Origin of the sequence: Arthrobacter sp. U41, from assembly GCF_007679325.1 — a bacterium.
Lineage (GTDB): Bacteria > Actinomycetota > Actinomycetes > Actinomycetales > Micrococcaceae > Arthrobacter.
Genome location: NZ_VEGI01000007.1, coordinates 1 through 24,819, shown reverse-complemented (window position 1 = coordinate 24,819; position 24,819 = coordinate 1). Strand labels below are relative to the sequence as shown.

General features: G+C 69.0%; 20 protein-coding genes. 16 read left to right on the top strand and 4 right to left on the bottom strand.

The annotated features are described in order from the left end of the window. Nucleotides 1-1,317 (bottom strand): DUF6350 family protein, encoded by a 1,317-nt coding sequence (locus FS787_RS16690; protein ID WP_144674475.1) that lies wholly within the window; start codon nucleotides 1,315-1,317, stop codon nucleotides 1-3. A 251-nt stretch (nucleotides 1,318-1,568) separates the two neighbouring features. Between FS787_RS16690 and FS787_RS16685 the strand changes: the two genes are divergently transcribed. From FS787_RS16685 to fdxA, 10 genes are all read left to right on the top strand, one after another. Then, nucleotides 1,569-1,973 (top strand): DUF4383 domain-containing protein, encoded by a 405-nt coding sequence (locus FS787_RS16685; protein WP_260982616.1) that lies wholly within the window; start codon nucleotides 1,569-1,571, stop codon nucleotides 1,971-1,973. Between the two features lie 529 nt (nucleotides 1,974-2,502). After that, nucleotides 2,503-3,111, top strand: a complete 609-nt coding sequence (locus tag FS787_RS16680; RefSeq protein WP_144674174.1) for a helix-turn-helix domain-containing protein — start codon at nucleotides 2,503-2,505, stop codon at nucleotides 3,109-3,111. Between the two features lie 161 nt (nucleotides 3,112-3,272). Continuing rightward, nucleotides 3,273-4,616 carry an MFS transporter gene (locus FS787_RS16675; RefSeq protein ID WP_260982615.1) on the top strand — a complete coding sequence of 448 codons (1,344 nt, stop codon included), beginning with the start codon at nucleotides 3,273-3,275 and terminating at the stop codon, nucleotides 4,614-4,616. Between the two features lie 10 nt (nucleotides 4,617-4,626). Further along, nucleotides 4,627-6,009, top strand: coding sequence for an FAD-dependent oxidoreductase (locus FS787_RS16670; protein WP_144674172.1), 1,383 nt, complete (start codon nucleotides 4,627-4,629; stop codon nucleotides 6,007-6,009). Further along, nucleotides 6,006-7,274, top strand: coding sequence for a CaiB/BaiF CoA-transferase family protein (locus FS787_RS16665; RefSeq protein WP_144674170.1), 1,269 nt, complete (start codon nucleotides 6,006-6,008; stop codon nucleotides 7,272-7,274). The genes FS787_RS16670 and FS787_RS16665 overlap by 4 nt, the downstream gene beginning before the upstream one ends. 29 nt (nucleotides 7,275-7,303) lie before the next feature. Continuing rightward, nucleotides 7,304-8,125: an enoyl-CoA hydratase-related protein gene (locus FS787_RS16660; RefSeq protein ID WP_260982614.1), complete on the top strand. Its 822-nt coding sequence runs from the start codon at nucleotides 7,304-7,306 to the stop codon at nucleotides 8,123-8,125. 50 nt (nucleotides 8,126-8,175) lie between these two features. Then, nucleotides 8,176-9,102 carry a dihydrodipicolinate synthase family protein gene (locus FS787_RS16655; protein ID WP_144674168.1) on the top strand — a complete coding sequence of 309 codons (927 nt, stop codon included), beginning with the start codon at nucleotides 8,176-8,178 and terminating at the stop codon, nucleotides 9,100-9,102. Beyond that, complete coding sequence (locus tag FS787_RS16650) at nucleotides 9,102-9,887, top strand: SDR family oxidoreductase (RefSeq protein WP_144674166.1); 786 nt, start codon at nucleotides 9,102-9,104, stop codon at nucleotides 9,885-9,887. The genes FS787_RS16655 and FS787_RS16650 overlap by 1 nt, the downstream gene beginning before the upstream one ends. A gap of 35 nt (nucleotides 9,888-9,922) precedes the next feature. Next, nucleotides 9,923-11,401: an aldehyde dehydrogenase family protein gene (locus FS787_RS16645; RefSeq protein ID WP_144674164.1), complete on the top strand. Its 1,479-nt coding sequence runs from the start codon at nucleotides 9,923-9,925 to the stop codon at nucleotides 11,399-11,401. A gap of 6 nt (nucleotides 11,402-11,407) precedes the next feature. Further along, nucleotides 11,408-11,728 (top strand): ferredoxin, encoded by a 321-nt coding sequence (fdxA, locus tag FS787_RS16640; RefSeq protein ID WP_144674162.1) that lies wholly within the window; start codon nucleotides 11,408-11,410, stop codon nucleotides 11,726-11,728. A 206-nt stretch (nucleotides 11,729-11,934) separates the two neighbouring features. Here the strand turns inward: fdxA and FS787_RS16635 are convergent, their stop codons facing one another. Continuing rightward, nucleotides 11,935-12,114: a hypothetical protein gene (locus FS787_RS16635; RefSeq protein WP_144674160.1), complete on the bottom strand. Its 180-nt coding sequence runs from the start codon at nucleotides 12,112-12,114 to the stop codon at nucleotides 11,935-11,937. Between FS787_RS16635 and FS787_RS16630 the strand changes: the two genes are divergently transcribed. The 6 genes from FS787_RS16630 to FS787_RS16605 all read left to right on the top strand — a co-directional run bounded on the left by FS787_RS16630 (nucleotide 12,113) and on the right by FS787_RS16605 (nucleotide 22,912). Next, nucleotides 12,113-13,048, top strand: a complete 936-nt coding sequence (locus tag FS787_RS16630; protein WP_260982613.1) for an HNH endonuclease — start codon at nucleotides 12,113-12,115, stop codon at nucleotides 13,046-13,048. The two genes, FS787_RS16635 and FS787_RS16630, sit on opposite strands and share 2 nt — an antisense overlap. A 385-nt stretch (nucleotides 13,049-13,433) precedes the next feature. Further along, nucleotides 13,434-14,600: a glycosyltransferase family 1 protein gene (locus FS787_RS16625; protein ID WP_222124082.1), complete on the top strand. Its 1,167-nt coding sequence runs from the start codon at nucleotides 13,434-13,436 to the stop codon at nucleotides 14,598-14,600. Then, nucleotides 14,597-16,108, top strand: a complete 1,512-nt coding sequence (locus tag FS787_RS16620; protein WP_144674158.1) for a UDP-glucose/GDP-mannose dehydrogenase family protein — start codon at nucleotides 14,597-14,599, stop codon at nucleotides 16,106-16,108. The genes FS787_RS16625 and FS787_RS16620 overlap by 4 nt, the downstream gene beginning before the upstream one ends. A gap of 166 nt (nucleotides 16,109-16,274) precedes the next feature. Then, nucleotides 16,275-18,488 (top strand): EAL domain-containing protein, encoded by a 2,214-nt coding sequence (locus FS787_RS16615; RefSeq protein ID WP_260982612.1) that lies wholly within the window; start codon nucleotides 16,275-16,277, stop codon nucleotides 18,486-18,488. A 139-nt stretch (nucleotides 18,489-18,627) separates the two neighbouring features. Then, a complete protein-coding gene (locus FS787_RS16610) occupies nucleotides 18,628-20,730 on the top strand; it encodes a bifunctional diguanylate cyclase/phosphodiesterase (protein ID WP_260982611.1) in 2,103 nt (700 codons plus the stop codon). 295 nt (nucleotides 20,731-21,025) lie between these two features. Next, nucleotides 21,026-22,912, top strand: a complete 1,887-nt coding sequence (locus FS787_RS16605) for a bifunctional diguanylate cyclase/phosphodiesterase (RefSeq protein ID WP_260982610.1) — start codon at nucleotides 21,026-21,028, stop codon at nucleotides 22,910-22,912. A gap of 463 nt (nucleotides 22,913-23,375) precedes the next feature. Here the strand turns inward: FS787_RS16605 and FS787_RS16600 are convergent, their stop codons facing one another. Both FS787_RS16600 and FS787_RS16595 read right to left on the bottom strand, forming a co-directional pair. Beyond that, nucleotides 23,376-23,678 (bottom strand): excalibur calcium-binding domain-containing protein, encoded by a 303-nt coding sequence (locus FS787_RS16600; protein ID WP_260982609.1) that lies wholly within the window; start codon nucleotides 23,676-23,678, stop codon nucleotides 23,376-23,378. Between the two features lie 93 nt (nucleotides 23,679-23,771). Continuing rightward, nucleotides 23,772-24,617 (bottom strand): SDR family NAD(P)-dependent oxidoreductase, encoded by an 846-nt coding sequence (locus tag FS787_RS16595; RefSeq protein WP_144674154.1) that lies wholly within the window; start codon nucleotides 24,615-24,617, stop codon nucleotides 23,772-23,774. Nucleotides 24,618-24,819: the final 202 nt, after the last annotated feature.

The window sequence follows — 24,819 nt, the reverse complement described above, 5'->3', positions numbered from 1 at the left end:
TCACAGGGACGCCGGCTCCAGGTCCGCTTCGCGCAGTTTCTGCTGGCGTTCCAGCCACGGCCCGGCGGCGTAACCTATCACGACGCCGATCCCCACTTCCGCGGCCACGAACAGTGCCGTCCGGAGCGGGTCGGGCCCGATGTCTGTGAGCCTCCCGATGCCGGCGGAGCCGCGGGCCAGCCAGGCCAGTCCTGCCGCGAGCAGCCCGGCCACGCCGCCCACCATCACGCCGAGCGCCAGGGTGGACACCGTGGCGGTGAACCAGCGGGCACGGATCTTGATGGAGAGCCATTCGTCGAAGTGGTTTTCGCCCTCGCGCAGGAACCACCAGCCGGCCAGGACCCCTGCGAGGACCGGCACCACCAACGCCACGGCACCAAAGTCCAGCGACCCGGCCGGCAACGCCGCAAACACCGGGATCGATGGCAGCGGCCCGACGGCAGTGCCGAGCGCCCCGGCCTGGGAGCCGACGCCGAGGGCGAAGCCCGCGCCGGAGGTCCACGCGAGCGCGAAGACCGCCAGGTTGGGCAGGAAGCCGAGCTGCGCGATGGTGAGCACGGCGCCGCCCCAGGCTCCGGCGTCGAGCGCTTCATAGACCGCGATCACGAGGTTCCAGTGGATGAACAAGGTGGCGGCGAGGAGCACGCAGGACATCGCCAAACTGGCCATCAGCGCCACGAAGCCGGCTTTGATCGCCGACACGAGGTAGGAGCCGGCCCAGCGAGAGTGCTGGCTGGTGCGGGAGAGCCAGGCGACGGCGTCGACGCCGATCAGCCGGCTCCAGGAGCCGGCCTCGCGGCGGGCACCGATCACCATGCCGAGCGCGAACGGGATCAGCGGGATCAGGGCGGCGGACCACAGGCCCACGCCGACGTCGTGGGTGCGGCAGACAAAGCCCGTGGTCAGGCCGAAGGCGGCGTACATCAGCCACGACCCGAGCAGCGCCTGCCAGAGCTGGTCGGTGTAGGACGCCCGGGCGAGCCGCCGGCCCGCGCGCCAGGCGAGCAGGAACGGGATGAGCGTCAGCCCGAGTGGGAACAGCGAGAGGACGCCGGATTCGGGCTGGGCCGCGGACCCGGCGCCGGCGGTGTCCAGAAGCAGCGGAACGCCGTGGATCAGCAGCCAGGCCTGGCCGGCGAGGCGGGCCATGGCGTCGGGCGCCCCGTTCAGGAAACCGGCGGTGGCCCACACGGCCAGAATCGGAGCGGCCACCACCAGGGCGGAGATGAAGGCTGCCTGCGCGGACTCGATGGCTCCCTGCAGCCACAACGGCATCGGAAGTCCACGTTCCCCGGTCTGATCAGCGCGCAGTTTCATCGTGTTCCATCGTGCCATGTGGCGGGGTTCCTGCCCGGGACGACAGGCTCAACCGGCCGATTTGGCCGGGATTTTTCCCCGTTCCAGGTAGTGCGCCCTCAGTTCAGCTGTTCCCCTTTCCAGCGCTTTTTTCCCTACCCGGCCGTAAAATTGGAATGTCCGCAATCAGTGGTTGGAGGCAGAAAATGACTACCGCATCTCCACATGCACATGGCGTTCATTTCGGACGGACGGATGTCCAGAACGTCGGCATGGGTGTAGGTATCGTCCTTATAGTCGTGGGCATCCTGGGGTTCATCCCCGGCGTCACCTCGCAGTACGACTCATTGGCGATCGTTGGACCGAATTCCACGGCCCTGTTCCTGGGCCTGTTCCAGGTATCGATGCTGCTTAACATCATTCAGGCCCTCATCGGCACCATCGGCGTGGTGATGTCCCGGAGCAACCCCATGGGCGCCCGGAACTTCCTCATGGGCTTTGGCCTGCTGTACGTCGTCCTAAGCGTCTACACGCTCATCGTCGGTGTGGGAGCGGCGGCCAATTTCCTGTCGCTGAATGTCATGGGTGCGTGGGGTTTTATGATCTTGGGCGTAGCAATGGTAGTCGCCGGCTGGCTGATGTCGAGGCATCTGGCCGACGATGCACAAACCCGGTAAGCGAACACCGGGAAAAAGGGAGCCGCGAATGAGTAACGTTTCATAGCAATCTGAAAATTCGTACTACCTGCTGGTGCAGTCGCCTCGCGGAAACGCAGCGGCTGCACCAGCTTTTTTGTGGTTGGGGGTTGGGCTTGAGGGGGGCGGGGGTCTCGGTGGTCCTGGTGGCGGGTGCTGTGGTCGGGGGTGGTGGTGGCTGCGGGTCTTGGTGGCCGGGGGTGTCCGCACGAAACGAGAACGGTCGAAAATCTCATCCATTCGCCACAAATGGCCGCTACGAGCCGCCCACGCCCGCCTATTTACCACGAATGGCCGCTATGAGCCACGGAATAGCGGCCACTTGTGTCAGATCGCTGCGACCGCGCGACCGGGGACGACGCCCCGCGCCCGCCCAATCGCCCCGCGCAACCCCCACCCCAAGAAACCGCACTCCTGTAAATATTTTCACTTTACTTAAGACAGAATCATTGACCTGCTAAAAATCTTCACTATAGTTATGTGAGTCAGCTCACCAAGTGAAGGACATCGAATGACCGCCGAGAGCACCACGAGCAGTGCCCCGCTTGCCACCAGCGCCCTGCTGGCCACGGTAGGCAACAAGGTGCGCTCCATGCGCAAGGAAAAGGGCATGACGCTCGCCAAGCTCTCGGAGATCACGGGCCTCAGCCCGGCAATCGTCAGCCAGATTGAACGCGGCCTGGCGAATCCGTCCTTCACCACCCTGGCGCAACTGGCCCACGGCCTGGACATCCCGGTCGGGAAATTCTTTATCGGCCAGGAAGAAACCAGGTCCCCCGTGGTCCGCAAGGCCGATCGGCGCAACCTGAAGGGCGTCACCAAGAAATCCGTGGGCGAGGCAGTCTATGAACTGCTCACGCCCGACCTCAACGGCGCCTTGGAAGCCCAATGGATTGTCAGCCCGCCCGGCCATGACACGAGCGCCACCCCTTTCCGCCACAGCGGCGAGGAATTCGGCATCATCCTCTCCGGCCGGAAGGACATTTTCCTGGACGGCGAGTGCTACACGCTCGAGGAAGGCGATTCCATCACTTTCTCCTCGGACACCCCGCACTGGTACAAGAACAGCTACGAAGAGGTATGCGTAGCGATCTGGGTTAACGCACCTCACGCGTGGTAGCGGCGCCGACCCCAAGCGGCCCCTATCGTTCCCCACTGTCGCGGTCCCCCACGGCCCGCTGACAGTCCTTGCCACCTTCGCAGCCACCGCCCCTTAACCCCGGACGGCGATGCGTCATACCCTCCCTCGCCTCCCAATGGCGTCAGCGTAAGGACAATTCCATGCTCGACACCCCCATGCTCGACAACACCCGGCCGGACAGCGCAGTCACGGCCCAAGACACCAACAAAAACACCAAAGACAGCAAGAAATTCACCCCCGAGGTCCGCAAAGGCCTCCTGGGCCTCGGCCTCGGCAACGCCCTGGAATGGTACGACTGGATGGTCTTCGGCCTCCTCTCCGCCTTCATCGGCCCCAACTTCTTCCCCAACACCGATCCCCTCTCCGCCACGCTGAACGCCCTCGCCGTGTTCGCCGTCGGCTTCGCGTTCCGGCCGCTGGGCGGCATCATGCTCGGCACCCTCGCGGACCGGATTGGTCGGCGCCGCGTGATGCTGATGTCGATCATGCTGATGGCCGGCACCACCCTGGTCATCGCCGTCTGCCCCAGCTACGAACAGATCGGCGTCTGGGCCGGCATCATCCTCGTGGCGTGCCGCATCCTGCAGGGCATCTCCACCGGCATCGAAGCCCCGCTCTCCACCTCCCACGCCGTCGAACTGGTCCCGGACGGCCGCGAAGGCTACGTCGCCGGCATCATGTCCTTCTACGTCAACATCGGCATCCTGCTCGCCTCGCTGGTCAGCTTCCTCTGCAGCCTCACCCTCGGCGGGGCCGTCATGGCCGAATGGGGCTGGCGTGTGCCGTTCATCATCGGCGCGGCCTTCGGCTTCGTCGTCGTCTACCTCCGCCGGGCCCTCCCGGAAACCCTCAAGCCCGAAGAAATGGCCAACAACTCCTCCGGCGCCGTCTGGACCGGGGTCCGCAAGCACTGGCTCTCCGTCCTGGCCATCATCTTCGTCGTCGGCGCCGCCCAGGCCTACAACTACGCCTGGAACGTCGGACTCCCCAGCGCCGCCCGCAGCGGCTTCAAGGAAGACCCGACGGCGGTCTTCGCCCTCACCACCGCGCTGGGCGTGATCCTCGTGGCCGGCAGCTGGATCATCGGCAAGCTGGCCGACGGCAAGTCGATGTCCCGCTGGTTCCTGATCACCCGCATCCTGGCCATCCCCTCCGTGTTCCTCATGCTGATGTACGTCCAGCCCGGCATCGGCGGCTTCGCGGCGGTCCTGCTCGGCGGTTCCCTGGTCCTGGTCCTGAACATGACCCTCTACAACGTGGTCAGCACGTCCCTGATGCCCAAGAACTGCCGCGGCACCGGTGTGGCCCTCGGTTACGGGATCGGCGTCGCCCTCTTCGGCGGCACCGCCTCCTACCTGCTGGTCTGGCTCCAGTCCATGAACCTCAGCTGGGTCTTCCCGGTCTACGTCGCCGTCCTGTCCATCCTCAGCATCGTTTTGTACCTCGCGGCCCGCCGCACCAACGGCATCTTCGTCGGAAAGTAAGGATCCCTCCATGAACTCCCTTGACCCCCAAATCTCCCTGGACCTGCGCACCACGACGGCGGACCTCACCGCCCCGGTCATCTCCCGATCCGACGTCCTGGTGGTGGGCGGCGGCCCCGCCGGTGTGGCCGCCGCCGTCACGGCCGCCCGCTCCGGCGCCTCCGTCACGCTGCTGGAACGCTACTCCTCGCTCGGCGGCCTCGCCTCCGGCGGTATGGTCCTGGTGCTCGATGACATGATCAACGGCCAGGAAATCACCGTCACCGGCATCGTCTCCGAGTACGTCGAACGGCTCCAGAAGCTGGGACTGGCCATTGTGCCGCCAGCCGATGACCGCAAGACCTCCGAGGAACTCTGGAACAAGTGGGGCCGCTACGGCACCTTCGACTTCCACTCCCACACCACCCCTAAGCCGGTCTGCTACGCCGCAGCGTTCGACCCGGACGGCTGGAAGCGCGTCTCCAACGACCTCGTCCGCGAAGCCGGCGTCAACCTCCGCCTGCACTCCTGGTTCTCCCGCCCCATCGTGGACAACGGCGTGATGAAGGGCGTCATCTGCGAGACCAAGTCCGGCCCCCAGGCGTTTATGGCGGACATCGTCATCGACACCACCGGCGACATCGACGTCGCCTCCCGGGCCGGCGCCAGCTACGTCAAGGACAGCTACCTCACCACCCTCGTCTTCCGCCTCGGCAACGTGGACACCAACGCCGCCGAAGCCTTCGAACAGGCCAACCCGAAGGAAGCCCGCGCCATCAACCGCAAGATCAAGCGCCTCCTCGGCGGCGCCTGGGAACTGTGGTGGCTCAAGACCCCCATCGACGGCGTCGTCTGGTGCAACGCCCCGCACATGACCGGCTTCGACGGCGTCGACCCGGCGGACATGACCGCCGCCGAGTTCGCCGCCCGCGACCGGATCTCCGAGGCCGTGGACTACGTCCGCGCCAACCTCCCCGGCTTCGAGAACTGCTACATGCTGGACGTCGCCTCCCAGATGGGCGTCCGGCAGACCCGCCTGCTCGAAGGCGAGTACGTCATGACCAAGGACGATGTCACGTCCCGCCGGCACTTCGCCGACACCGTGGCCCGAGGCCGCGACTACTACTACCCGTACCGGTCGCTGCTGCCCAAGGAAGTGGACCAGCTCCTCGTCGCCGGCCGGCACTACTCCGCCACCCCGGAAGCGCAGAAGATGTCCCGCGAGATCCCGCCCTGCATGGCCATGGGCCAGGCCGTCGGCGTGGCCGCCGCCATCGCCATCGAACAGGGCACCACCGTCCGCGAAGTCTCCCCGCTGGAGATCCAGCAGGGCATGCGCCGGCACGGCGCGGACCCGGGCGACGTCCCGTCGTCGAACGCCACGCTGGACCTGGACGCGGTGGTGGGGGTATGAGCACCGTGATCGAGGAACTCCTGTCACGCACGACGGCGGTCCCGGCCGCCGCCGGTCCCGAGACAAACGCTGAACGCCCCGGCACACCCCTGCCGCTGGACGGCATCAAGATCGTGGACTTCACCCAGGTGTTTATGGGCCCGTCCTGCACCCAGCTGCTGGGCGACTACGGCGCGGACATCATCAAGGTGGAACGCCCGGGCGCCGGGGACATCTCCCGCAACTCGTTCCCGGACAAGGACGGCCAGGACAACCCGATCTTCCTGTCCATCAACCGCAACAAGCGCAGCATCTCCGTGGACACCCGCACGGACGAGGGCAAGGACGTGCTCCGCCGCCTGCTGGCCGACGCCGACGTGGTGGTCAGCAACTTCCGCTCCGGCGTGATGGAACGGATGGGCTTCGGCTACGAGGACCTCAAAGAGCAGAACCCCGGCATCATCTGGGCCTCCGGCACGGGCTTCGGCCCCGCGGGCCCGTACTCGCACAAGGGCGGCCAGGACGCGATCGCCCAGGCGTACTCCGGCGTGATGTGGCGGCGCGAATCCGACGACATGAAGCCGTCGATCTACCCCACCACCCTCTGCGACTACATCACCGGCATGCACCTCATGCAGGGCATCCTGCTGGCCCTGCGCACCCGGGAGACCGCCGGTGTGGGCCAGAAGGTGGAGGTGACCATGTACGACTCCATGCTGCACCTGCAGATGCAGGAGGCCTGCATGCAGCTCAACCGCGGCTACGAGGTCAACTGGGGCGCCATGCCGCTGAGCGGTGTCTTCGAAACCACCGACGGCGCCGTGTGCATGGTGGGCGGTTTCACCCCGGACCCGTTGCTGCGCATTTCCGAGGCGTTGGGCCTGGACGAGGACCTCACGCAGCGCCCCGAATTCGCGACCCTGGCCGAGCAGTTCAAACACAAGCCGGCGCTGCAGGCGATCTTCCGCGAGCGCATCGCCACCAACACCACCGAATACTGGACCACCCGCCTCGAGGACCAGGGCCTCCTGAACGCCCCCGTGCACACGCTGGAGCAGGCCCTCGCCGACGCGCAGACGGAAGCCAACGGCATGGTGGTGGAGGCCGAGCACCCCGGCGTCGGCACGGTGCGTATGCTCAACGCCCCGATCCGGCTCTCCGCCACCCCGCCCACCGTGCGCCGCGTGGCGCCGCGGCTCGGCGAGCACAACGTGGAGGTCCTGCTGGAGAACGGCTTCGACGCCGAGACCATCGAGCGCCTGCAGCAGTTGGGGGTGCTCCGGTGACCGCGGTGTCAGTGGAAGGCACGGTGTCAGTGGAAAGCACGGCGGCCGCCTCATCCAACGCCGCGCCGGTGGATCAGGTCACCCTGACCATCGATAACCACGTCGCGACCGTGGTCATCGACCGCCAGCACGTGCTCAACGCCGTCGACGGCGGCGCCCAGGCTCGGCTCAACGGGATCTGGGATCAGCTGGAAGCCGACCCCGACGTCCGCGCCGTCGTTATCACCGGCGCCGGCACCCGGGCGTTCTGCGCCGGGGCGGACATGTCCTCCTCCGCCGTCGACAAAACCGGGCTCGAGTACTGGGCCGGGCTGGACCCGAACGGGTTCGGCGGGCTCAGCCTGCGTACCACCCTGGATATTCCGGTGATCGCCCGGGTCAACGGCTACGCCCTGGGCGGCGGCATGGAGATGGTGCTCGGCGCGGACATCGTGATCGCCGCGGACACCGCCCGCTTCGGGCTGACGGAACCGCGCGTCGGGCGGCTGGCGCTCGACGGCGGCATCCACCAGCTGGTGCGGCGCATCCCCTACACCCAGGCGATGGGCATGCTCCTTACCGGGCGGAAGGCCGAGGCCGCGGAGATGCAGTCCATGGGCCTGGTCAACGAGGTGGTCCCCGCGGAGGAGCTCGACGCCGCGGTGCAGCGCTGGCTGGACCAGATCCTCGCCTGCGCCCCCACCTCCGTCCGGGCCGTCAAGCAGATGGTCACCCGGACCGGGCACCTGACCGCTACCGAGGCCCGCGGCCTCCGGCTGCCCGCGCTCATGGCGTCGCTGGACAGCGAGGACTCGGCCGAGGGCGTCCGCGCCTTCCAGGAAAAGCGCCCGCCCGTGTGGCCGGGACGCTGACCATGCAGGAACAACCAGTTAAGCCGGAACAACCAGTTAAGGAGAATCCGATGCGGGAGTCACTGGCACCCGGAGTGTGGGGCGTTGTCGCCACCCCGTTCCAGGGCAGCACCCTGGACGTCGACACCGACAGCCTGGCCGGACTCGTGGAGTACTACGAATCCATCGGCGCCACCGGCCTCACGGTCCTGGGCGTGTTCGGCGAGGCCGCCGCGCTGACGGCAGCCGAACGCAGCCTGGTCCTCGAGGTCGCCGTCGAGGAAACGGCACTTCCCCTCGTGGTGGGCGTGACCTCGCTGTACACCGGCACCGCCGTCGAGGAAATCCGCGCGGCGCAGGCGGTGGCCGGCGAGCGCCTGGCCGCCGTGATGGTGCAGGCCAACTCCGCGAACCCCGCCGTGGTGGTGGCGCACCTGAACGCGATCCACCAGGCCACTGGCGCCAAGGTGGTGCTGCAGGACTATCCCTTGGCCAGCGGCGTCAGCATCAGCACCGAGTCCCTCATCAACGTGGTGCAGGCCTGCCGCTTCGTCATCGCGGTCAAGGCGGAGGCCCCGCCCACGTCCGTGGCCATCGCGCAGCTCACCGCGGCGCTCGACGTGTCCGTGTTCGGGGGACTCGGCGGCCAGGGGCTGCTGGACGAGCTCCTGTCCGGGGCGGCCGGGGCCATGACCGGCTTCTCCTGCCCCGAAGCGCTCATCGCCTGTGTCCGCGCCTGGCAGACCGACGGGTACGAAGCCGCCCGCGATGCCCTGCTGCCCTACCTGCCGCTGATCAACTTCGAGCAGCAGGCCAGGATCGCGCTGCCCGTCCGGAAGGAGTGCCTGCGCCAGCGCGGACTCATCGCCGACGCCGGCGTCCGCGCCCCCGGGGCACAGTTCCCGGAGGTCCTCCGGCTGAGCATGCTCAATCATCTGGCGGAAGCCGCCGCGGCCTTGGACGCACGCTGGTCCCTCACCACGGCGGGGAGGTTCTGATGGATCTCGGAATCAGTGGCAAGACTGCCCTCGTCGCCGCCTCCACCGGCGGCCTGGGACTCGCGATCGCCCGCGCCCTCGCCGCGGAAGGCGTGCGCGTCGCCGTCACCGGGCGCCGGCTGGACCGTGCCAAGGAGATCGCTGCGGGCCTTGAAGCCGACGGGCACACCGCCGTCGGAATCGAGGCCGACCTGAGCACCCCGGACGGGGTGGCGACCGCCGTCGAACGCTCTGTCGAAGCGCTGGGACCCATCGACATCCTGGTGCTCAACGGCCCGGGCCCCAAGCCCGGTGCGGCGGCCACCCTCAGCGCTGACGACATCGCCGCGGCATTCGAGCTGCTGGTCAAGCCGCACCACGCGCTCGTTTCGCACGTGCTGCCCGGCATGCGGGAACGGCGCTGGGGCAGGATCCTGGCCGTCGGCTCCAGCGGGGTGGTGGCTCCCCTGCCCAACCTGGCCGTGTCCAACACCGGGCGCGCGGCCCTGGCCGGTTACCTCAAAACCCTCGCCGCCGAGGTGGCGCTGGACGCCGTCACGGTGAACATGCTCCTCCCCGGCCGGATCGCCACCGACCGCGTGGCCGAACTGGACCAGGCCGCCGCCAAACGCCGCGGCACCACGGTCGAGGAAATCCAGCTCGAGTCCCGCAAGACCATTCCCGCCCGCCGCTATGGGGAACCCGAGGAGTTCGGCGCCGCCGCCGCGTTCCTCTGCAGCGCCCCGGCGTCGTACATCACCGGCGTCGCGCTCCGGTGCGACGGCGGCCTGATCCGCAGCCTCTAAACGTCCCGCCCTCTCCCACGACCCGAAGGAACCCCATGACTTCCACGGCAACAGACCACACCACCGCCACGTCCGCCGACCGTGCGCTCATCACCGCCCGGCACCTCATCAACGGCGAATGGCTCGGCGAGGCGGACACCGAGCGGATGAACCCGGCCCGCCCCGGCGAGCTCGCCGCCCTCTCCCCCAGCGGCACCGCCGCCGACGTCGACGCCGCCATCACCGCGGCCGCCGCCGCCCAGCCGGCCTGGGCCGCCCTGCCTGCTCCGTCCCGCGGCGCCATCCTGATGGCCGCCGGCAACCTGCTCCTGGACCGCCAGACCGCCATCGCCGAGGACCTCGTCCGCGAGGAAGGCAAGACCCTCGCCGAGGCCAAGGGCGAGGTCAAGCGCGCGTCCGACGTGCTGCGCTTCTTCGGCTCCCTGGGCTGGGCCGCCACCGGCGAAGTCCTGCCCAGCGGCCTGCCGGACACCACCATCACCACCCGCCGCGAGGCGCTCGGCGTCGTCGGGCTCATCACCCCGTGGAACTTTCCCATCGCCATCCCGGCCTGGAAATCCGCCCCCGCGCTGATCAGCGGCAACGCCGTCGTTATCAAGCCGGCCGAACTCACCCCGCTCTCCGCCACGCACCTCGCCCGCGCCCTGCAGGACGCCGGGCTGCCGGCCGGCGTGTTCAACGTGGTCCACGGCAAGGGCCGCGTGGTGGGCGACGCCCTGGCCCGCGACCCGCGCATCGCCGGGCTGTCCTTCACCGGCTCGACGGCGGTAGGCCTGGGCCTGCAGGAGATCCTGAACGCCCGCCGCGCCCGGGTGCAGCTGGAGATGGGCGGCAAGAACGGAGTGCTGGTCCTGGACGACGCCGATCCCCGCAAGGCCGCCAAGGTGGTCGCCGCCGGCGCGTTCGGGCTCACCGGCCAGGCCTGCACCGCGACGTCGCGGGTCTACGTCACCCCCGGCATCCGTGCCGCGTTCCTCGAGGCCCTCACCGGGGAAGCCGCGGCCTACACCCCCGGCGACGGCATGGACGCGGCCATGGGGGCCGTGGTCAGCCCGCAGCAGTTCGAGCAGAACCAGGCAGCCGTGCGCTCCGCCGTCGAACGCGGCGCTGTCCTTCTGGCCGGTGCGTACGACGGCGACCCCGCCGGGCCGCTGCTCTTCCCGGCCGCCGTGCTCACCGAACTGCCGTTCGACGACGCCGCCGTGACCGAGGAGATCTTCGGGCCGGTGGTGGCCGTGCTGGAGGTCGCCGACTACGAGGCCGGCCTGGCCGCGATCAACGATTCCCGCTACGGCCTCACCGCCGGCATCTGCACCGACTCCCTGGCGTTGTCCACGGACTTCGCGGCGCGGGCGCAGGCCGGCGTCATCAAGGTCAACCGTCCGACGGCGGGCCTGGACCTCAACGTCCCGTTCGGCGGGGTGAAGGACTCCTCCACCAACACGTTCCGGGAGCAGGGGAAGTCCGCGCTGGACTTCTTCACCTGGGGCAAGACCGTCTACACGGGTGTATAGCGCGCCGTGACGTACGTGATCGCGCAGCCCTGCGTGGATGTCAAGGACAAGGCCTGCATCGACGAATGCCCGGTGGACTGCATCTACGAGGGCGAACGCGCGCTCTATATCCACCCGTCCGAGTGTGTGGACTGCGGCGCCTGCGATCCGGTCTGCCCGGTGGAGGCGATCTACTACGCGGACGATGTGCCGGACGAGTGGGCCGACTACGTCCGGGCCAACGTGGAGTTCTTCGAGGAGCTGGGGTCGCCGCAGGGCGCCTCGGCGCTCGGGAACTTGGGCCGCGACCATGCCGTGGTAGCGGGCGAGCCGGTGCTGGCACGTTGACTGCGCGCTGACCGGCACGCTGGCTGCGCTGACCCGGCCTTCTTCCCGCCATTCGACACAAACGGCCGCTAAGCCTCCTCGCTGAGGGGCCGTTTGCGTCCAATCGCAGCACTGCACCACACCACTTCCCACGAATGGCCACTCAGCACCATCGCTTGGCGGCCATTCGCGTCGAAGCGCCCATGTTTCGGGCGGCTAGGCATCGGTTAGAAGCGGATCAGGGAGTACGGCAGGCTCGGCAGGTTCCCCGCGGTCCAGGGGCGCTCGGACTTCTCCACCGGAAGGTGCCCCCGGCCGTCGCGGGCCACCAACACCACCGTGCCAACGATGGCGTACAGGGCAACCGCCGCCAGGATGATCAGCAGAACTGCAAAGGATCCGGTCATGTCCAACACCTCTAAGGTCCATTTTACTGCGGTCCGCGCCTGCGAGAATGGCCGGATGACCGCCATCATCCTGGGCTGGAACCCCGACCGCTGGAACGAATGGAACTATGCCGCCGTCGTCGACCGGGTGGCCGCGACCGGGCTGCACCTCGAGCGGTGGAGGGTAGGAAGCCCCGGAGACATCGCCGCGGGAACGGACGCCTGGTTGCTCCTCCAGGGAGACCGCGGCCGCGGACTGATCGGCCACGGCGTTGTGCTTTCGGAGCACCCCGAACCCGGTGTCCGCTCTCCCGCGTCGAGCGAAGCCGTGCCGGAGCTGACGGCGATGTACGTGCAGGTGGCGTTCGATTCCCTCCTGCCGCCCGGCGAGCAGATCGCCGTCGACGTTCTGGCGGAGGCGCTGCCCGGGGTCCCGTGGGACAGTGATGATGCCACCGAACTGGCCGTCGACCCGGCTGAGGAAGCAATCATCAGGGCTGTGTGGCGCGACTTCGGGCCGCCGCCGGGCCCGGACCCCACACACCCCGGCCCCGGCACCTACCCGCGGGACGCGGTCACCCGGGTGGAGGTGAACCGCTACGAACAGGACCCGGATGCGCGGCGGGCCTGCATCGCCCACCACGGCACCAGCTGCGCCGCCTGCGGGTTCTCCTTCGAACAGAAGTACGGCCAGATCGGCAGGGACTTCATCCCGGTGCACCACCTCGTCCCGGTGTCCCAGCTTGGCAGCGGCTACCAGCTCGATCCCATCTCCGACCTCGTGCCGCTCTGCGCCAACTGCCACGCTATGGCGCACCAGGGTGTCAGCACACCGCGGACCGTGGCCGAGCTGCGCCGCATCATCGGCGATTCCGGATTCCTCCACGGAACCACCGTCAGCCCCGAGGAACTGGAAGCCCAGCGCGCCGCCCGGGAGCTCCTGGGGCCGCAGTAGCCTTCGCCGTTCGCCGGGCTGCGGCCAGGGTGGACATGCTCATCCTTCGCGGCCACGAGTGAGCATAAAGCACTATGTCCACGCCTGGGCCCGGCCGGAGGGCATGCCCCGTGACCCAGGTGGCCAGGCAGCAATCAACGGCGTGCGTACCCGGTGGACATGCCCATTCTTCGCGGCCACGAGCGAGCATAAGGCACCATGTCCACGCCTTGGCCCAGCAGGAGAGCATGTCCAGTGGTTCGCATCCGCATGGCCAGCACGCACGCCCTAACCCCCGCTCCCACCCAGCACCCCAGCCCCCGGCACACACCCCGTTAACCCACTCTTCGCCCGGCCGCCACCCTGCCCACCCCGCGCCGCAAGCCGGCCCCCGCAGGGTGGAGGGGTGAGGATCGCAATTGTTGCTGAGTCATTCCTGCCGCTGATGAACGGGGTAACCCACTCGATCCTGCGGGTCCTGGAGCATCTGCAGGAGCGCGGGGACGAGGTGCTGATAATCGCGCCGTCCACACAGGACACGGAAACCCCCGGCGAGGTCTACGGGGCGCATGTCCACCGGCTGCCCTCGGTGCCGCTGGCCGGCTACGCGAACGTCCGGGTGGCGATGGGCGGTGTTTACCGGGTCAAGCGAATCCTTGCCGAGTATGCACCGGACGTGGTCCACCTGGCGTCGCCGTTCGTGCTCGGCTGGCGCGCGGCGCAGGCCGCGCACCAGCTGGGGATCCCCGCCGTCGCCATCTACCAGACCGAGGTCCCGGGCTACGCCGGGCGGTATGGCGTCCCCTTCCTGGAAAACTGGGCCTGGAACAGGGTGGAGAACATCCACCTGCTCGCGGCCCGGACGCTGGTGCCCTCCAGCTTCGCGCTCAACCAGCTCCGCGGCCGCGGCATTCCGCGCGTTGAGATGTGGCGGCGAGGTGTGGACACGCAGCGGTTCTCCCCGGAGAAGCGCGACGCCGGATGGCGGGGCAGTGTCGCCCCGGCCGGCGAGCGCATCATCGGCTACGTGGGCCGGCTCGCGGTCGAAAAGCAGGTCCAGGACCTCGCCGTGCTGGCCGATGTTCCCGGCACCCGGCTGGTGATTGTCGGCGACGGACCCCAGCGTGCGGCCCTCGAGGACGCCCTGCCGGACGCGGTCTTCACCGGGTTCCTCGGCGGCGACGAGCTGGCCCGGGCGGTGGCGTCCTTCGATCTCTTTGTGCACCCGGGCGAGTTCGAGACCTTCTGCCAGACCATCCAGGAGGCGATGGCGTCGGGCGTGCCGGTGGTCGCCACGGGCCGCGGCGGCCCGCTGGACCTCGTCGAGAACTCCCGCACCGGCTGGCTGTACGAGCCGGGCGACCTGGCCGCGCTGCGCGCCCGCGTGGCGGACCTGATGGGCGACGACGCCAAGCGCCGCGCGTTCGCAGCGGCGGCCCACGCATCGGTCCAGGGCCGGACGTGGTCCGCCCTGGGCGCGGAGCTGGTCCAGCATTACGAGGCGGTCCTGGCCGCCAACGTTCCCCGTGCAAGCCGTCCAGCCAGCACCACCCGTCAAGGAGTCGCCCTGTGAAAATTTCCGTGATCGGCTGCGGGTACCTGGGAGCCGTGCACGCGGCCACCCTCGCGTCGATGGGCCACACCGTGGTGGGGATTGACGTCGACGCCGGCAAGGTCGAGCAGCTGGGCCGCGGCGCCGCGCCGTTCTTCGAGCCCGGGCTGGACGAGCTGCTGCTCGATGGCGTCACCACCGGCCGGCTCAGCTTCTCCACGGACTTCGCCGACGCCGCCGGCGCCGAGCTGCACTTCCTTTGTGTGGGCACGCCGCAGGCCAAGACGTCCGACGGCGCCGACCTCAGCTACCTCGTCGCCGCCACGGAGGCGCTGCTCCCCCATCTGGCCGCCGGGTCGGCGGTGGTGGGCAAGTCCACGGTTCCGGTCGGAACGGTGGACATGCTCCGCGGTGTGTTGTCCCCGCGGCCGGACGTGCTCCTGGGCTGGAACCCCGAATTCCTGCGCCAAGGCACGGCGGTCAAGGACTCTCTGGTCCCGGACCGTCTGGTCTACGGCGTCCCGGACGACGGCGTCCCCGCCCGCCCGGGCAACTCCGACGACGGCGCCGCCCGCCCCGGTAACTCCACCGACGGCCTCACCCGCCACAGCACAACCGACACCCCCACAGCCGCGACGGGCCCCGCCGACCCCGACCCCGCTCGCACCCGCCCAGCCGACTCCGGCGCAGCAATCACCGCGGCCCTCGACGCCGTCTACGCTCCCCTGCTGGCCGCCGGCATTCCGCGGCTGGTCTGCAACTTCGCCACGGCGGAACTGATCAAGTCGGCGTCGAACGCGTTCCTTGCCACCAAACTCAGTTTCATCAACGCGATGGCCGAGCTCTGCGACGCAACCGGCGCCGACGTGAAACAGCTGGGCGCGGCCATGGGCCTGGACCCGCGCATCGGCAGCCGGTACCTCCACGCCGGGCTGGGGTTCGGCGGCGGCTGTCTGCCCAAGGACATCCGCTCGCTCCGGGTCCAGGCCGCGGGCCTGGGCGTGGATTCGGTGGACCGGTGGATGGACGTGGTGGATTCCATCAACCGGGACCAGCGCTCCCGCACGGTGGGGGTGGCGCGGGACCTGTGCGGCGGCCAGCTCGGCGGCCGCCGGGTCACCGTGCTCGGCGCGGCCTTCAAACCGGACACGGACGACATCCGAGACTCCCCGGCCCTGGACGTCGCCCTGCAGCTGGCGTCGGCCGGCGCCCATGTCACCGTGACGGACCCCGCCGCGATCAACAACGCGTGGCTGCGCTTCCCGCAACTGCGCTTCGAGCCATCCACGGCCCAGGCGCTGGACGGCGCGGAACTTGTGCTGCTGCTGACCGAATGGGACGAATACGCCGGGCTCTCCCCGGCCGACGCCGGGGCGCTCGTCCGGCGCCGGACCCTCCTGGACGCGCGGAATGTTTTGGACGCCTCCGCCTGGGCAGCGGAAGGCTGGACGGTCCGCGGCCTGGGCCGGGGGCGCACCGCCGGCACCATCACCACCCGCCTAAGCACCGCGGGACACCGGCTGGCGTAACGCCGACGCCGGCCCGCCGCCACCACCGAATCCCGCCGAAACCCAGCCGCCAAAACGCCGCGCGCCCAGCTTGGACTCCGCCTGGCGGCGCGACCCCTATGATTTCCTGAGGGGAGGGCTTGTCCATGAAATACCGGTGGTCTCACATTCGCTCGGCGGTTGCCGCGTGACAGCTTCCCCATACCCGCCGCCCGGCGCCGAGGCGGTGCTGGAATCCTGCCCGGACGCCCTCCTGGTGGTCACCGAGGACGGCACCATCCTCCGCGTCAACGCCGCCACTGAACGCATGTTCGGCTACACCCGCGACGAACTCCTGGGCCGGGACCACCGGATGCTCCTCGCCGAAGGCTTCCGCAGCGGCCTCCAGCGCATCTTCTTCGCCCTCCGCAGGGACGCCGACGCCGGTCACGTCATCACCGCGGCCACCCACCACGACGCCGGCCCGGCCGCCACCGCGCTCCCCCACGCCGCCGCCCCCGCTTTCCACCCGGTCGAGGCCTACGGGCTGCGGCGCGACGGCACCGAGTTCCAGGGCGAGGTGGCCTGCTCGCTGCTGGCCCAGGACAGCGGCGACGCCCCCCTCAGCATGGCCGTCGCCGTCCGCGACACCTCCCACCGGCAGGCCGCGGACGCGGGACTGCGCGAAGCCATGTCCCTGCTCAGCGCCACGCTGGAATCCACGGCGGACGGCATTCTCGTGGTCAGCGGCGACGGCCGGATCGCCGGTGTCAACAACCAGTTCATTTCCATGTGGGGCATCCCGCGTGGGCTCCTGGCCACCCAGGACGACGAAGCCGTACTGGACTTCGTCCTGGACCAACTGGTGGACCCCGGGAAGTTCGTCGACAAGGTCACCGCGCTCTACGCCGACCCCTCCGCGGAAAGCCACGACGTCCTGGACTTCCGCGACGGCCGGACCTTCGAACGCTACTCCCGCCCGCAGAAAGTCGCGGACAAGGTGGTGGGCCGCGTCTGGAGCTTCCGGGACGTGACCCCGGCCCGGGTCGCCCAGGACCGGATCACCCAGGCCATGGCCGACCTCGCCGAGCAGGCTGCGCAGCTCAAGGACCTCGCGTTCAAGGACCCGCTGACCGGCCTGTCCAACCGCCAGCTCTTCAACGACCACCTCGCGGCGGCACTGCTCGGGCCGTGCGGCACCGCCGTCGACGTCCTGCTCCTGGACCTGGACGATTTCAAGGAAGTCAACGACATCCTGGGCCACCACGCCGGCGACCAGATGCTGATCGAGGTGGGCCGGCGGCTGCGCGAATGTGTCCGCCCCAACGACGTAGTAGCACGCCTGGGCGGTGACGAATTCGTGGTGCTGCTGGTCGGCTCGCTGGACGCCGAGGCGGTGGCCGCGCGGATCGTCGACTCGCTCCGGGTCCCGCTCTGGATCGACGGGACCATGCTGCGCCCCAGCCTGAGCCTGGGGCTGGCGTCCATCAACGAGGACGCCGTGGACGCCTCGGAGCTGCTGCGCCGCGCCGACGTCGCCATGTACGCGGCGAAATCCGCCGGGAAGAACAGATACCTGCGGTTCCGGCCGGAAATGATGAAGAGCCTCGTCCAGCGCACCGAACTGGAGGCCGGGCTCCGGCTGGCCGTCGACGCCGGGCAGATCGCCGTGCACTACCAGCCGATCATCTCGACCCGGCGCGGCGTTGTGGTGAAGGTCGAGGCCCTGGCCCGTTGGGAGCGCGACGGCGAAACCGTCCCGCCGCAGCAGTTCATCCCGGCGGCGGAGCGCAGCGGCCTGATCGTCGAGATCGGCACCGAGGTCCTTCTGAAGGGCTGCACCGAGCTGAAGCCCTGGCTCGCGGAAGACCCCGCGCGGTCCCTCGCCGTCAACGTCTCCGGGGTCCAGCTGCAGCACGGCGACTTTGCCGAGCTGGTGCTGGCCGTCACCGAATCCTGCGGCGTGGATCCGCGGCAGCTGGTCCTGGAGGTCACCGAGAGTGTGTTCTTCGACGACGACTGCCACGTCATCCAGCAACTGGTCGCGCTCCGCCAGGCCGGTGTGCGGGTTGCCCTGGATGACTTCGGCACGGGGTACTCCTCCCTCGGCCGGCTCCAGGACCTGCCCGTGGACACGCTGAAGATCGACCAGTCCTTCACGTCCATGATCCGCTCCGGCAACGAGAACCTGCCAATCCTCAGCTGCATGATCAGCATGGCCCACGGCCTGGGCCTGACCGTCACGGCGGAGGGTGTGGAGACGGCGGAGCAGGCCGAATACCTGATGAACCTGGACTGCGATTCGCTGCAGGGGTTCCTGTTTTCCGGCGCCGAAGCCGCGCCCGCCCTGCCGCCCGCGATGGCCCGTTCCGCCGGGGTATTCGCCGCCCTCCGCGGTGAGCGGGTGGCCGGACACCGCTGACCTGCGAAAAGTCGGGCCCTGTGATGCTGGACACAGGCGCCACGGACCCTATGATGCAGGAAACACTTTGTCCGCGGCGCCGCCGCCGGACCGCTAGTCATGTCTGTCAACATCCGTCGCTTTGGGGGCCCGTATCGCCGTGGGAACTGGGATTGAAGAAAGCCTGCTGGAGCAGGGCCCCGATGCGTATCTGCTGCTGACCGCGGACGGAACCATCGCGTTCGTGAATTCGGCGGCCGAGCGGCTCTTTGGCTATCCGCGCGAGCAGCTGCTCGGCGTCGGGCACACCATCCTGCTCTCCGAGGACGAGCGCGGCGGGTTCCTGCGGGTCTTTGGCCGGCTGGGGCGCGGCAGCGCGGCGGGCCGGCGGCCGTTCGCGGCGGCAGGCCGGCGTCGGGATGGCAGCGAACTGGCGCTGGAAATCACGTGCTCGCTGGTAACGGTCGACGGCGGCCCGGCCATGGCGGTTGCCGTCCGGGACGGCAGCCACCGGGAGGACACCGATTCGGGCCGCCGGCTGGCGGTCTCGCTGCTCGATGCCACGCTGGAGACCACCGCCGACGGGATTGTGGTGATCTCCAACGACGGCCAGATCACCGGGGTCAACGACCAGTACCTCAGACTGTGGGGTATGCCGCCGGAGCTGATCGCCGCGGAGGACCCGACGGCGCTAGTCACCTTCATCTCCCGGAAGCTGGCCAACCCGGACTACTTCCTGCAGAAGGTCGCGGAGCTGAAGACCGACCGGGGGAAGCAGAGCCACGACGTGCTGGAGTTCAAGGACGGCCGCAGCGTGGAACTCTACTCCCGGCCGCAGAAGGTCGCGGACGTGATTGTGGGCCGGATCTGGAATTTCCGCGACGTCACCACGCGTCAGCGCGCCCAGGACCAGGCACGCCGCGCCATGGAGGAACTCGCCGAACAGACGGACAAACTCAAGGAGCTGGCCTTCCAGGACCCGCTGACGGGCCTGGCCAACCGGATGCTCTTCAACGAACGCGCCGCCGCCGCGCTGCTGACCCCCGGGCCGGTGCACGTGCTGCTGCTGGACCTGGACGATTTCAAGGAAGTCAACGACGTCCTGGGCCACCAGGCCGGGGACCAGATGCTCGTGGAGGTCTCGCGACGGCTGCAGAACTGCGTGGGGCCGCACGGCACCGTGGCGCGCCTGGGCGGGGACGAGTTCGTTGTCCTGCTGGTCGACTGCAACGATTCCGACGCCGTCGCCCAGCGCGTGGTGACCGCGCTGAACGCCCCGGTGTCCATCGAGGGCGCGCTCATGCGGCCGGGACTGAGCCTGGGGGTGGCCTCGCGGGGTCCGGGGACCATGACGTCCTCGGAGCTGCTGCGCCAGGCGGACCTGGCCATGTACGCGGCGAAGGAGGCCGGCAAGAACTGCTACGTGCACTTCCGGCCGGAGATGCTGGCAGCGCTGCTGGAGCGCACCCACCTGACGGCCGGGCTGCGGCGGGCCGTGGAACTGGGGCAGATCACCGTGCACTACCAGCCGGTGGTCTCCACCGATCAACTGGAAGTGGTGCAGTTCGAGGCCCTGGCCCGCTGGCAGTGGGAGGGCCAACTGATGCCACCGGACCAGTTCATCCAGACCGCGGAGCGCAGCGGCCTGATCCGGGAAATCGGGGCGGAGGTGCTGCGGCGCAGCTGCACCGAGCTGCAGCCCTGGCTGGCCGAGGACCCGCGCCGGACCCTGGCGGTGAACGTCTCCGGTGTGCAGCTGCAGCACCCGGACTTCGCCGAACGGGTCCTGGACATCGCGGCGTGGAGCGGCGTGGACCCGCACCAGCTGGTGCTGGAAGTGACGGAGAGTGTCTTCTTCGACGCGCAGTGCCACGTCATCACCCAGCTGGTGACCCTGCGCGGGGCCGGGATCCGGGTGGCGCTGGACGACTTCGGCACCGGCTACTCCTCTCTGGGCCGGCTGCAGGAGCTCCCCGTGGACATCGTCAAGATCGACAAGTCCTTCGTCTCCATGCTGCGCACCGGGACCGAAAAACTGCCCATCCTGACCTCCATGATCCACATGGCCCGGAGCCTGGGCCTGAAGGTCACGGCCGAGGGCATCGAAACCCCGGAGCAGGCCCGCTACCTGATGGATCACGGCTGCGACGCCCTGCAGGGCTACCTGTTCTCCCGCCCGCAGCCCGAGTCGGGGCGCGAGCTCGGCATCCGCACCTCCGCTGCCGCCATCGCTGCGCTGGAGGGTGTTCCGCAGTCCGTGTAGGTGGCTTGGTTTCCGTGGGCGGCGCGTTGCTGGTGCCGGCGGGCTGGGTGCCCGCTGGTTCCGTGGGTGCCGCTGCCCGGTGGGCCGGCCCTCCGGTGGCCCGCTCGTTGGCCCGCCCGCTGGGCCGCCCGCTGGGCCGCTCGCTGGCCAGCAGGGGCGACACAAAATGGCGGCTGAATGACGCGTATCACGTGCAGCGCCCGAACCACATATGATTCAGTGAGCGCAGCCGGCCTTGTTCTCCGCAAGGGGTGGCTGCCACTTCACTTTCGGCGCTTGGGGGCAGGCAAAACACATGGAATCCGGACTCGCACAACTCCTGCTGGAGCACAGCCCCGACCCTTTGCTGCTGCTTGATCCGGACGGCGCCATCTCCTTCCTGAACGCCGCCGCCGAGGAGTTCTTCGGCTACTCCCGGGCACAGTTGCTGGGCGCCGATTCGTCCCTGATCCTGGCCGAAGCCTCCCGCGAACCCTTCCATGGTGTCCTCGCCGGTCTGGGCGCCTCCGCGCCCCGGTCCCCCCATCCCTTCGCCGGTTCCGGTCGCCGCGCCGACGGCACCGAGCTGCCGGTCGAAATCACCTGCTCACTGCTGCCGCCCGACGCCGGCGCGGGGCCGGCTGCGCGGTCCGTTGCACTCTCTGTCCGTGGCGCCGGGCACCGTCCGGTTACAGCCTCCGGGAGCGGCCCGGCCGGGTCTGCCGGCACCCGCACCGCCGGCAGCAGTTCAGCACACAGTGCAGTCCAGGGTGCGGCCGACGCCGGCCCGGCCGGCACGCTACACAACGCCGCGGGGACAACAGCGGATGCCGCGACGCACCGCCGTCGTACCCTGGCGGCGTCGGCGGCCGTTCCCGCCGCGTTCGCCGCGCATGACGACCAGCTGCGCGCCGGGGTGCTGCGTGATCCGCTGACGTCCCTGCCCAACGGCACGCTGTTCAACGAGCGGCTCGCGGCGGCGCTGCGCCGGCCGGACCCGGTGGACGTGCTGCTGTTGAATCTGGATGACTTCAAGAACTTGAACGACATGCTGGGCCGCTCCTCCGCGGACGAGCTCCTGGTGGAGGTCGCCAGCCGGCTGCGTAACTGCGTGCGGCCGCACGACACCGTGGCCCGGCTCGGCGGCGACGAGTTTGTGGTGCTCCTGACCGAATGCCTCAACGCCGACGCCGTGGCCAAGCGGATCGCCGAGTCGCTGTACGAGCCGCTGCGGGTGGGCGGCTCCCTGGTCCGGCCGGGCGTCAGCATGGGCCTGGCGTCCAGGACCGCCCAGACGCTCGACGGCGCGGAGCTGCTGCGGCAGGCCGACGCGGCCATGACGGCGGCGAAGACCGGGGGCAAGAATGCGTGGCTGCGGTTCCGGCCGGAGATGCTGAACACCGTGGCTGCCAAGGAGGACGGCCAGGCGGGGCTCCGGCAGGCGGTGGAGCTGGGCCAGATCTCGGTCCACTACCAGCCCGTTGTGTCCCCCGGGCTCGGGGCCGTGGTGCAGTTCGAGGCGTTCGCGCGGTGGGAGCGGCACGGCCGGCTGGTCCCGCCCAACCAGTTCCTGCCCGTGGCCGAGCAGAGCGGCCTGATCCGCGAGATCGGCGACGAGGTCATGCGCCGGGCCTGCGCCGAAATCCGCCCCTGGCTGGCCGGCGACGCCGCGTACAGCGTCGCGGTGAACGTCTCGGGCCTGCAGTTCCAGAACCGCGACTTCGCCACCGACGTGCTCGCGATCGTGGCGTCCACCGGGGTGGATCCGCACCAGCTCATGCTGGAGCTGACCGAAAGCGTGTTCTTCGAGTCGGACTCGGATGTGCTCCGGCAGCTTCGCCAGCTCCGGGAGGCCGGGGTGCAGATCGCGATGGACGACTTCGGCACCGGCTACGCGTCCCTGGGCCGGCTCAAGGAGCTGCCGCTGGACAAGGTCAAGATCGACCGCTCCTTCGTGGCCATGATCAAGACCGGCCAGGAACAGCTCCCGTTCTTCGGCACCATGATCAACGCTGCGCATGCCCTGGGCCTGAAGGTCACGGCCGAGGGCATCGAAACGCCGGCGCAGGCCCGGTATCTCGTAGAGCGCGGCTGCGACTCCCTGCAGGGCTACCTGTTCGCGAAGCCGGCTCCTGCCAGCGAGCTGGCCGGGACGATGGAGAGCGCGCTCACGGCGATCGACAGGGTCGACGCCGGGCGCTAAGTCCAGCGACGCTCCCGCAGATCCGGCGCTCCAGCCACGACGCTCCTGCCCACTGACTGCGCCGCGCAGCACATCGGACGCCCGGTCTGCCGCGTCATGGCACGGCTGTCCCCGTGCTCCCCCGCCAGGAACTGGGCTGGAACGTCGCCCTTTGCTGAACAGCACGGGGCGTCTGCGGGGGCGCCGTGGCGCCGGTCTGCCAGTCACCCTCCGCGACCACCGCTGCGCGCCCGACATTCCTGCCCACTTGTACTGCTGCAACCCGGTGTCAGCCCGTTGCACCGCGACCTGGCGCGGACGTCTCCGTGCGCCCTAGCCAGGAATTGGGCTGGAACATCGTCGCTGACCGATAGCGGGGGCACGCGCACCCAGAGCCTGTCCCGGCCACGCCCGACCCCGCTTAGGCCACTTTTAAGCACGAAGGGCCCCGGCCAGTGGCCGGGGCCCTTCGTGCGCATTCGATTCAGCGCTTTTCGCAGGCGATGCCGTCGTTGTCACGGTCGAGGTCGTACTCGCCGCGGTGCCGGACCGCGCCGCCGTCGTTGTACCCATAGAGGGTGTTGTCCACGCGGAAGTTGGTGACCCGCTTGCCGGTGGTCTTGTCCTTGGCGCCCTTGCGGCCCACGCCGTGCGGGTAGACCTTGTTGAGCTCAGTGCAGTTCTTGTAGGACTTTGGCGCGGGTGCAGCAGATGCCGGCACGGCCGTGCCGCTCAGCACGACGGCGCTGACCGCGAGCGAGACAATCAGCAGTTTTTTCAGGCGCACGTTCGAGAGCCCTCCCCCAATAGAAGCCCTCGGCCGCGTGTCGGCGAGGCGCAACGAAATGCTAACCCAGATTTCCGCCCTTGCCGGACAAGGTCAGCCGCGCGGATCCAGCTTGTCGAGCTCCTGCGCCACCATAGCCGCGCTGCGCTCCCACAGCTCCCGTGCCAGTTCGGCATCGTAGGCCTGCTTGTTGGCCTTCGCCAGCGCGCGTTTGGCGTAGTAGGCGCCGGAGATCCAGTCCTGCCCGGGCGTGGCCGTGGCGAGCCACACAAGCGTGTCCGCGCCCTGTTCGGGGCTCAGCAGGAAACGGTTGAGGATCGTCTTGTACGCGTGCCGCATTGGGCTGGTGGACTCCGCCGCAAAGTTGGTGGCTACGACGCCGGGGTGGAACGCCGCAGTGCTGATCCCTTCGGCCCCGAAGCGACGGTGGAGTTCGCTGGTGAAAAGGATATTCGCGAGCTTCCCGGTGCCGTACGCCCGGTTGGTGGAGTAGCTCTGGGCCGAGTCGAGGTCGAACAGGTCCAGTTTGCCGAATCCGTTGGCGGCGCTGGAGGTGTTGATGACGGTGGCGTTGCTGGCGGTGAGGACGTCCATCAGCTCGGTGGTCAGCAGGAATTGGGCAAGATGGTTGACCTGGAAGGTCTTCTCGTGGCCGTCCACGGTGAGTTCACGCTTGCCCATGATGCCGCCGGCGTTGTTCGCCAGGACGTCTATCCGCGGGTACTTTTCTTTGAGCTGCGCTGCAAGCTGGCGCACCTGTGCCAGCTCCGCGAAGTCCGCGATGAAATGGTCCGCACCGATCTCTGCCGCGATCCGTTGAGTCTTCTCCGCGGAGCGCCCGACCACCACCACCTGCTCCCCCTGTTTGCTGAAGGTCCGCGCGGCGGACGCGCCGATGCCGTCACTGGCGCCGGTGATGACAATGGTCCGTGCGGTCATGAAGGGGTCCTTTGTGAGGAAGCGGTAACTGGCTGTCGAAATCGAGCCTACCGAACCACAACGACGCCGGGCTGACCAACGTTCCCTATTTGGTTTGGTGGGTTAAATGCGGGAGGACCCCCAACATGGTTGGGGGTCCTCGACCTTAATGATGTTCCGGCGGTGACCTACTCTCCCACACCCTCCCGGGTGCAGTACCATC

Coding starts and splice junctions, on each gene's coding strand:
- FS787_RS16690 (WP_144674475.1), bottom strand. CDS start 1,317: ATGAAACTGCGCGCTGATCAGACCGGGGAACGTGGACTTCCGATGCCG.
- FS787_RS16685 (WP_260982616.1), top strand. CDS start 1,569: ATGGGTGTAGGTATCGTCCTTATAGTCGTGGGCATCCTGGGGTTCATC.
- FS787_RS16680 (WP_144674174.1), top strand. CDS start 2,503: ATGACCGCCGAGAGCACCACGAGCAGTGCCCCGCTTGCCACCAGCGCC.
- FS787_RS16675 (WP_260982615.1), top strand. CDS start 3,273: ATGCTCGACACCCCCATGCTCGACAACACCCGGCCGGACAGCGCAGTC.
- FS787_RS16670 (WP_144674172.1), top strand. CDS start 4,627: ATGAACTCCCTTGACCCCCAAATCTCCCTGGACCTGCGCACCACGACG.
- FS787_RS16665 (WP_144674170.1), top strand. CDS start 6,006: ATGAGCACCGTGATCGAGGAACTCCTGTCACGCACGACGGCGGTCCCG.
- FS787_RS16655 (WP_144674168.1), top strand. CDS start 8,176: ATGCGGGAGTCACTGGCACCCGGAGTGTGGGGCGTTGTCGCCACCCCG.
- FS787_RS16650 (WP_144674166.1), top strand. CDS start 9,102: ATGGATCTCGGAATCAGTGGCAAGACTGCCCTCGTCGCCGCCTCCACC.
- FS787_RS16645 (WP_144674164.1), top strand. CDS start 9,923: ATGACTTCCACGGCAACAGACCACACCACCGCCACGTCCGCCGACCGT.
- FS787_RS16630 (WP_260982613.1), top strand. CDS start 12,113: ATGTCCAACACCTCTAAGGTCCATTTTACTGCGGTCCGCGCCTGCGAG.
- FS787_RS16635 (WP_144674160.1), bottom strand. CDS start 12,114: ATGACCGGATCCTTTGCAGTTCTGCTGATCATCCTGGCGGCGGTTGCC.
- FS787_RS16605 (WP_260982610.1), top strand. CDS start 21,026: ATGGAATCCGGACTCGCACAACTCCTGCTGGAGCACAGCCCCGACCCT.
- FS787_RS16595 (WP_144674154.1), bottom strand. CDS start 24,617: ATGACCGCACGGACCATTGTCATCACCGGCGCCAGTGACGGCATCGGC.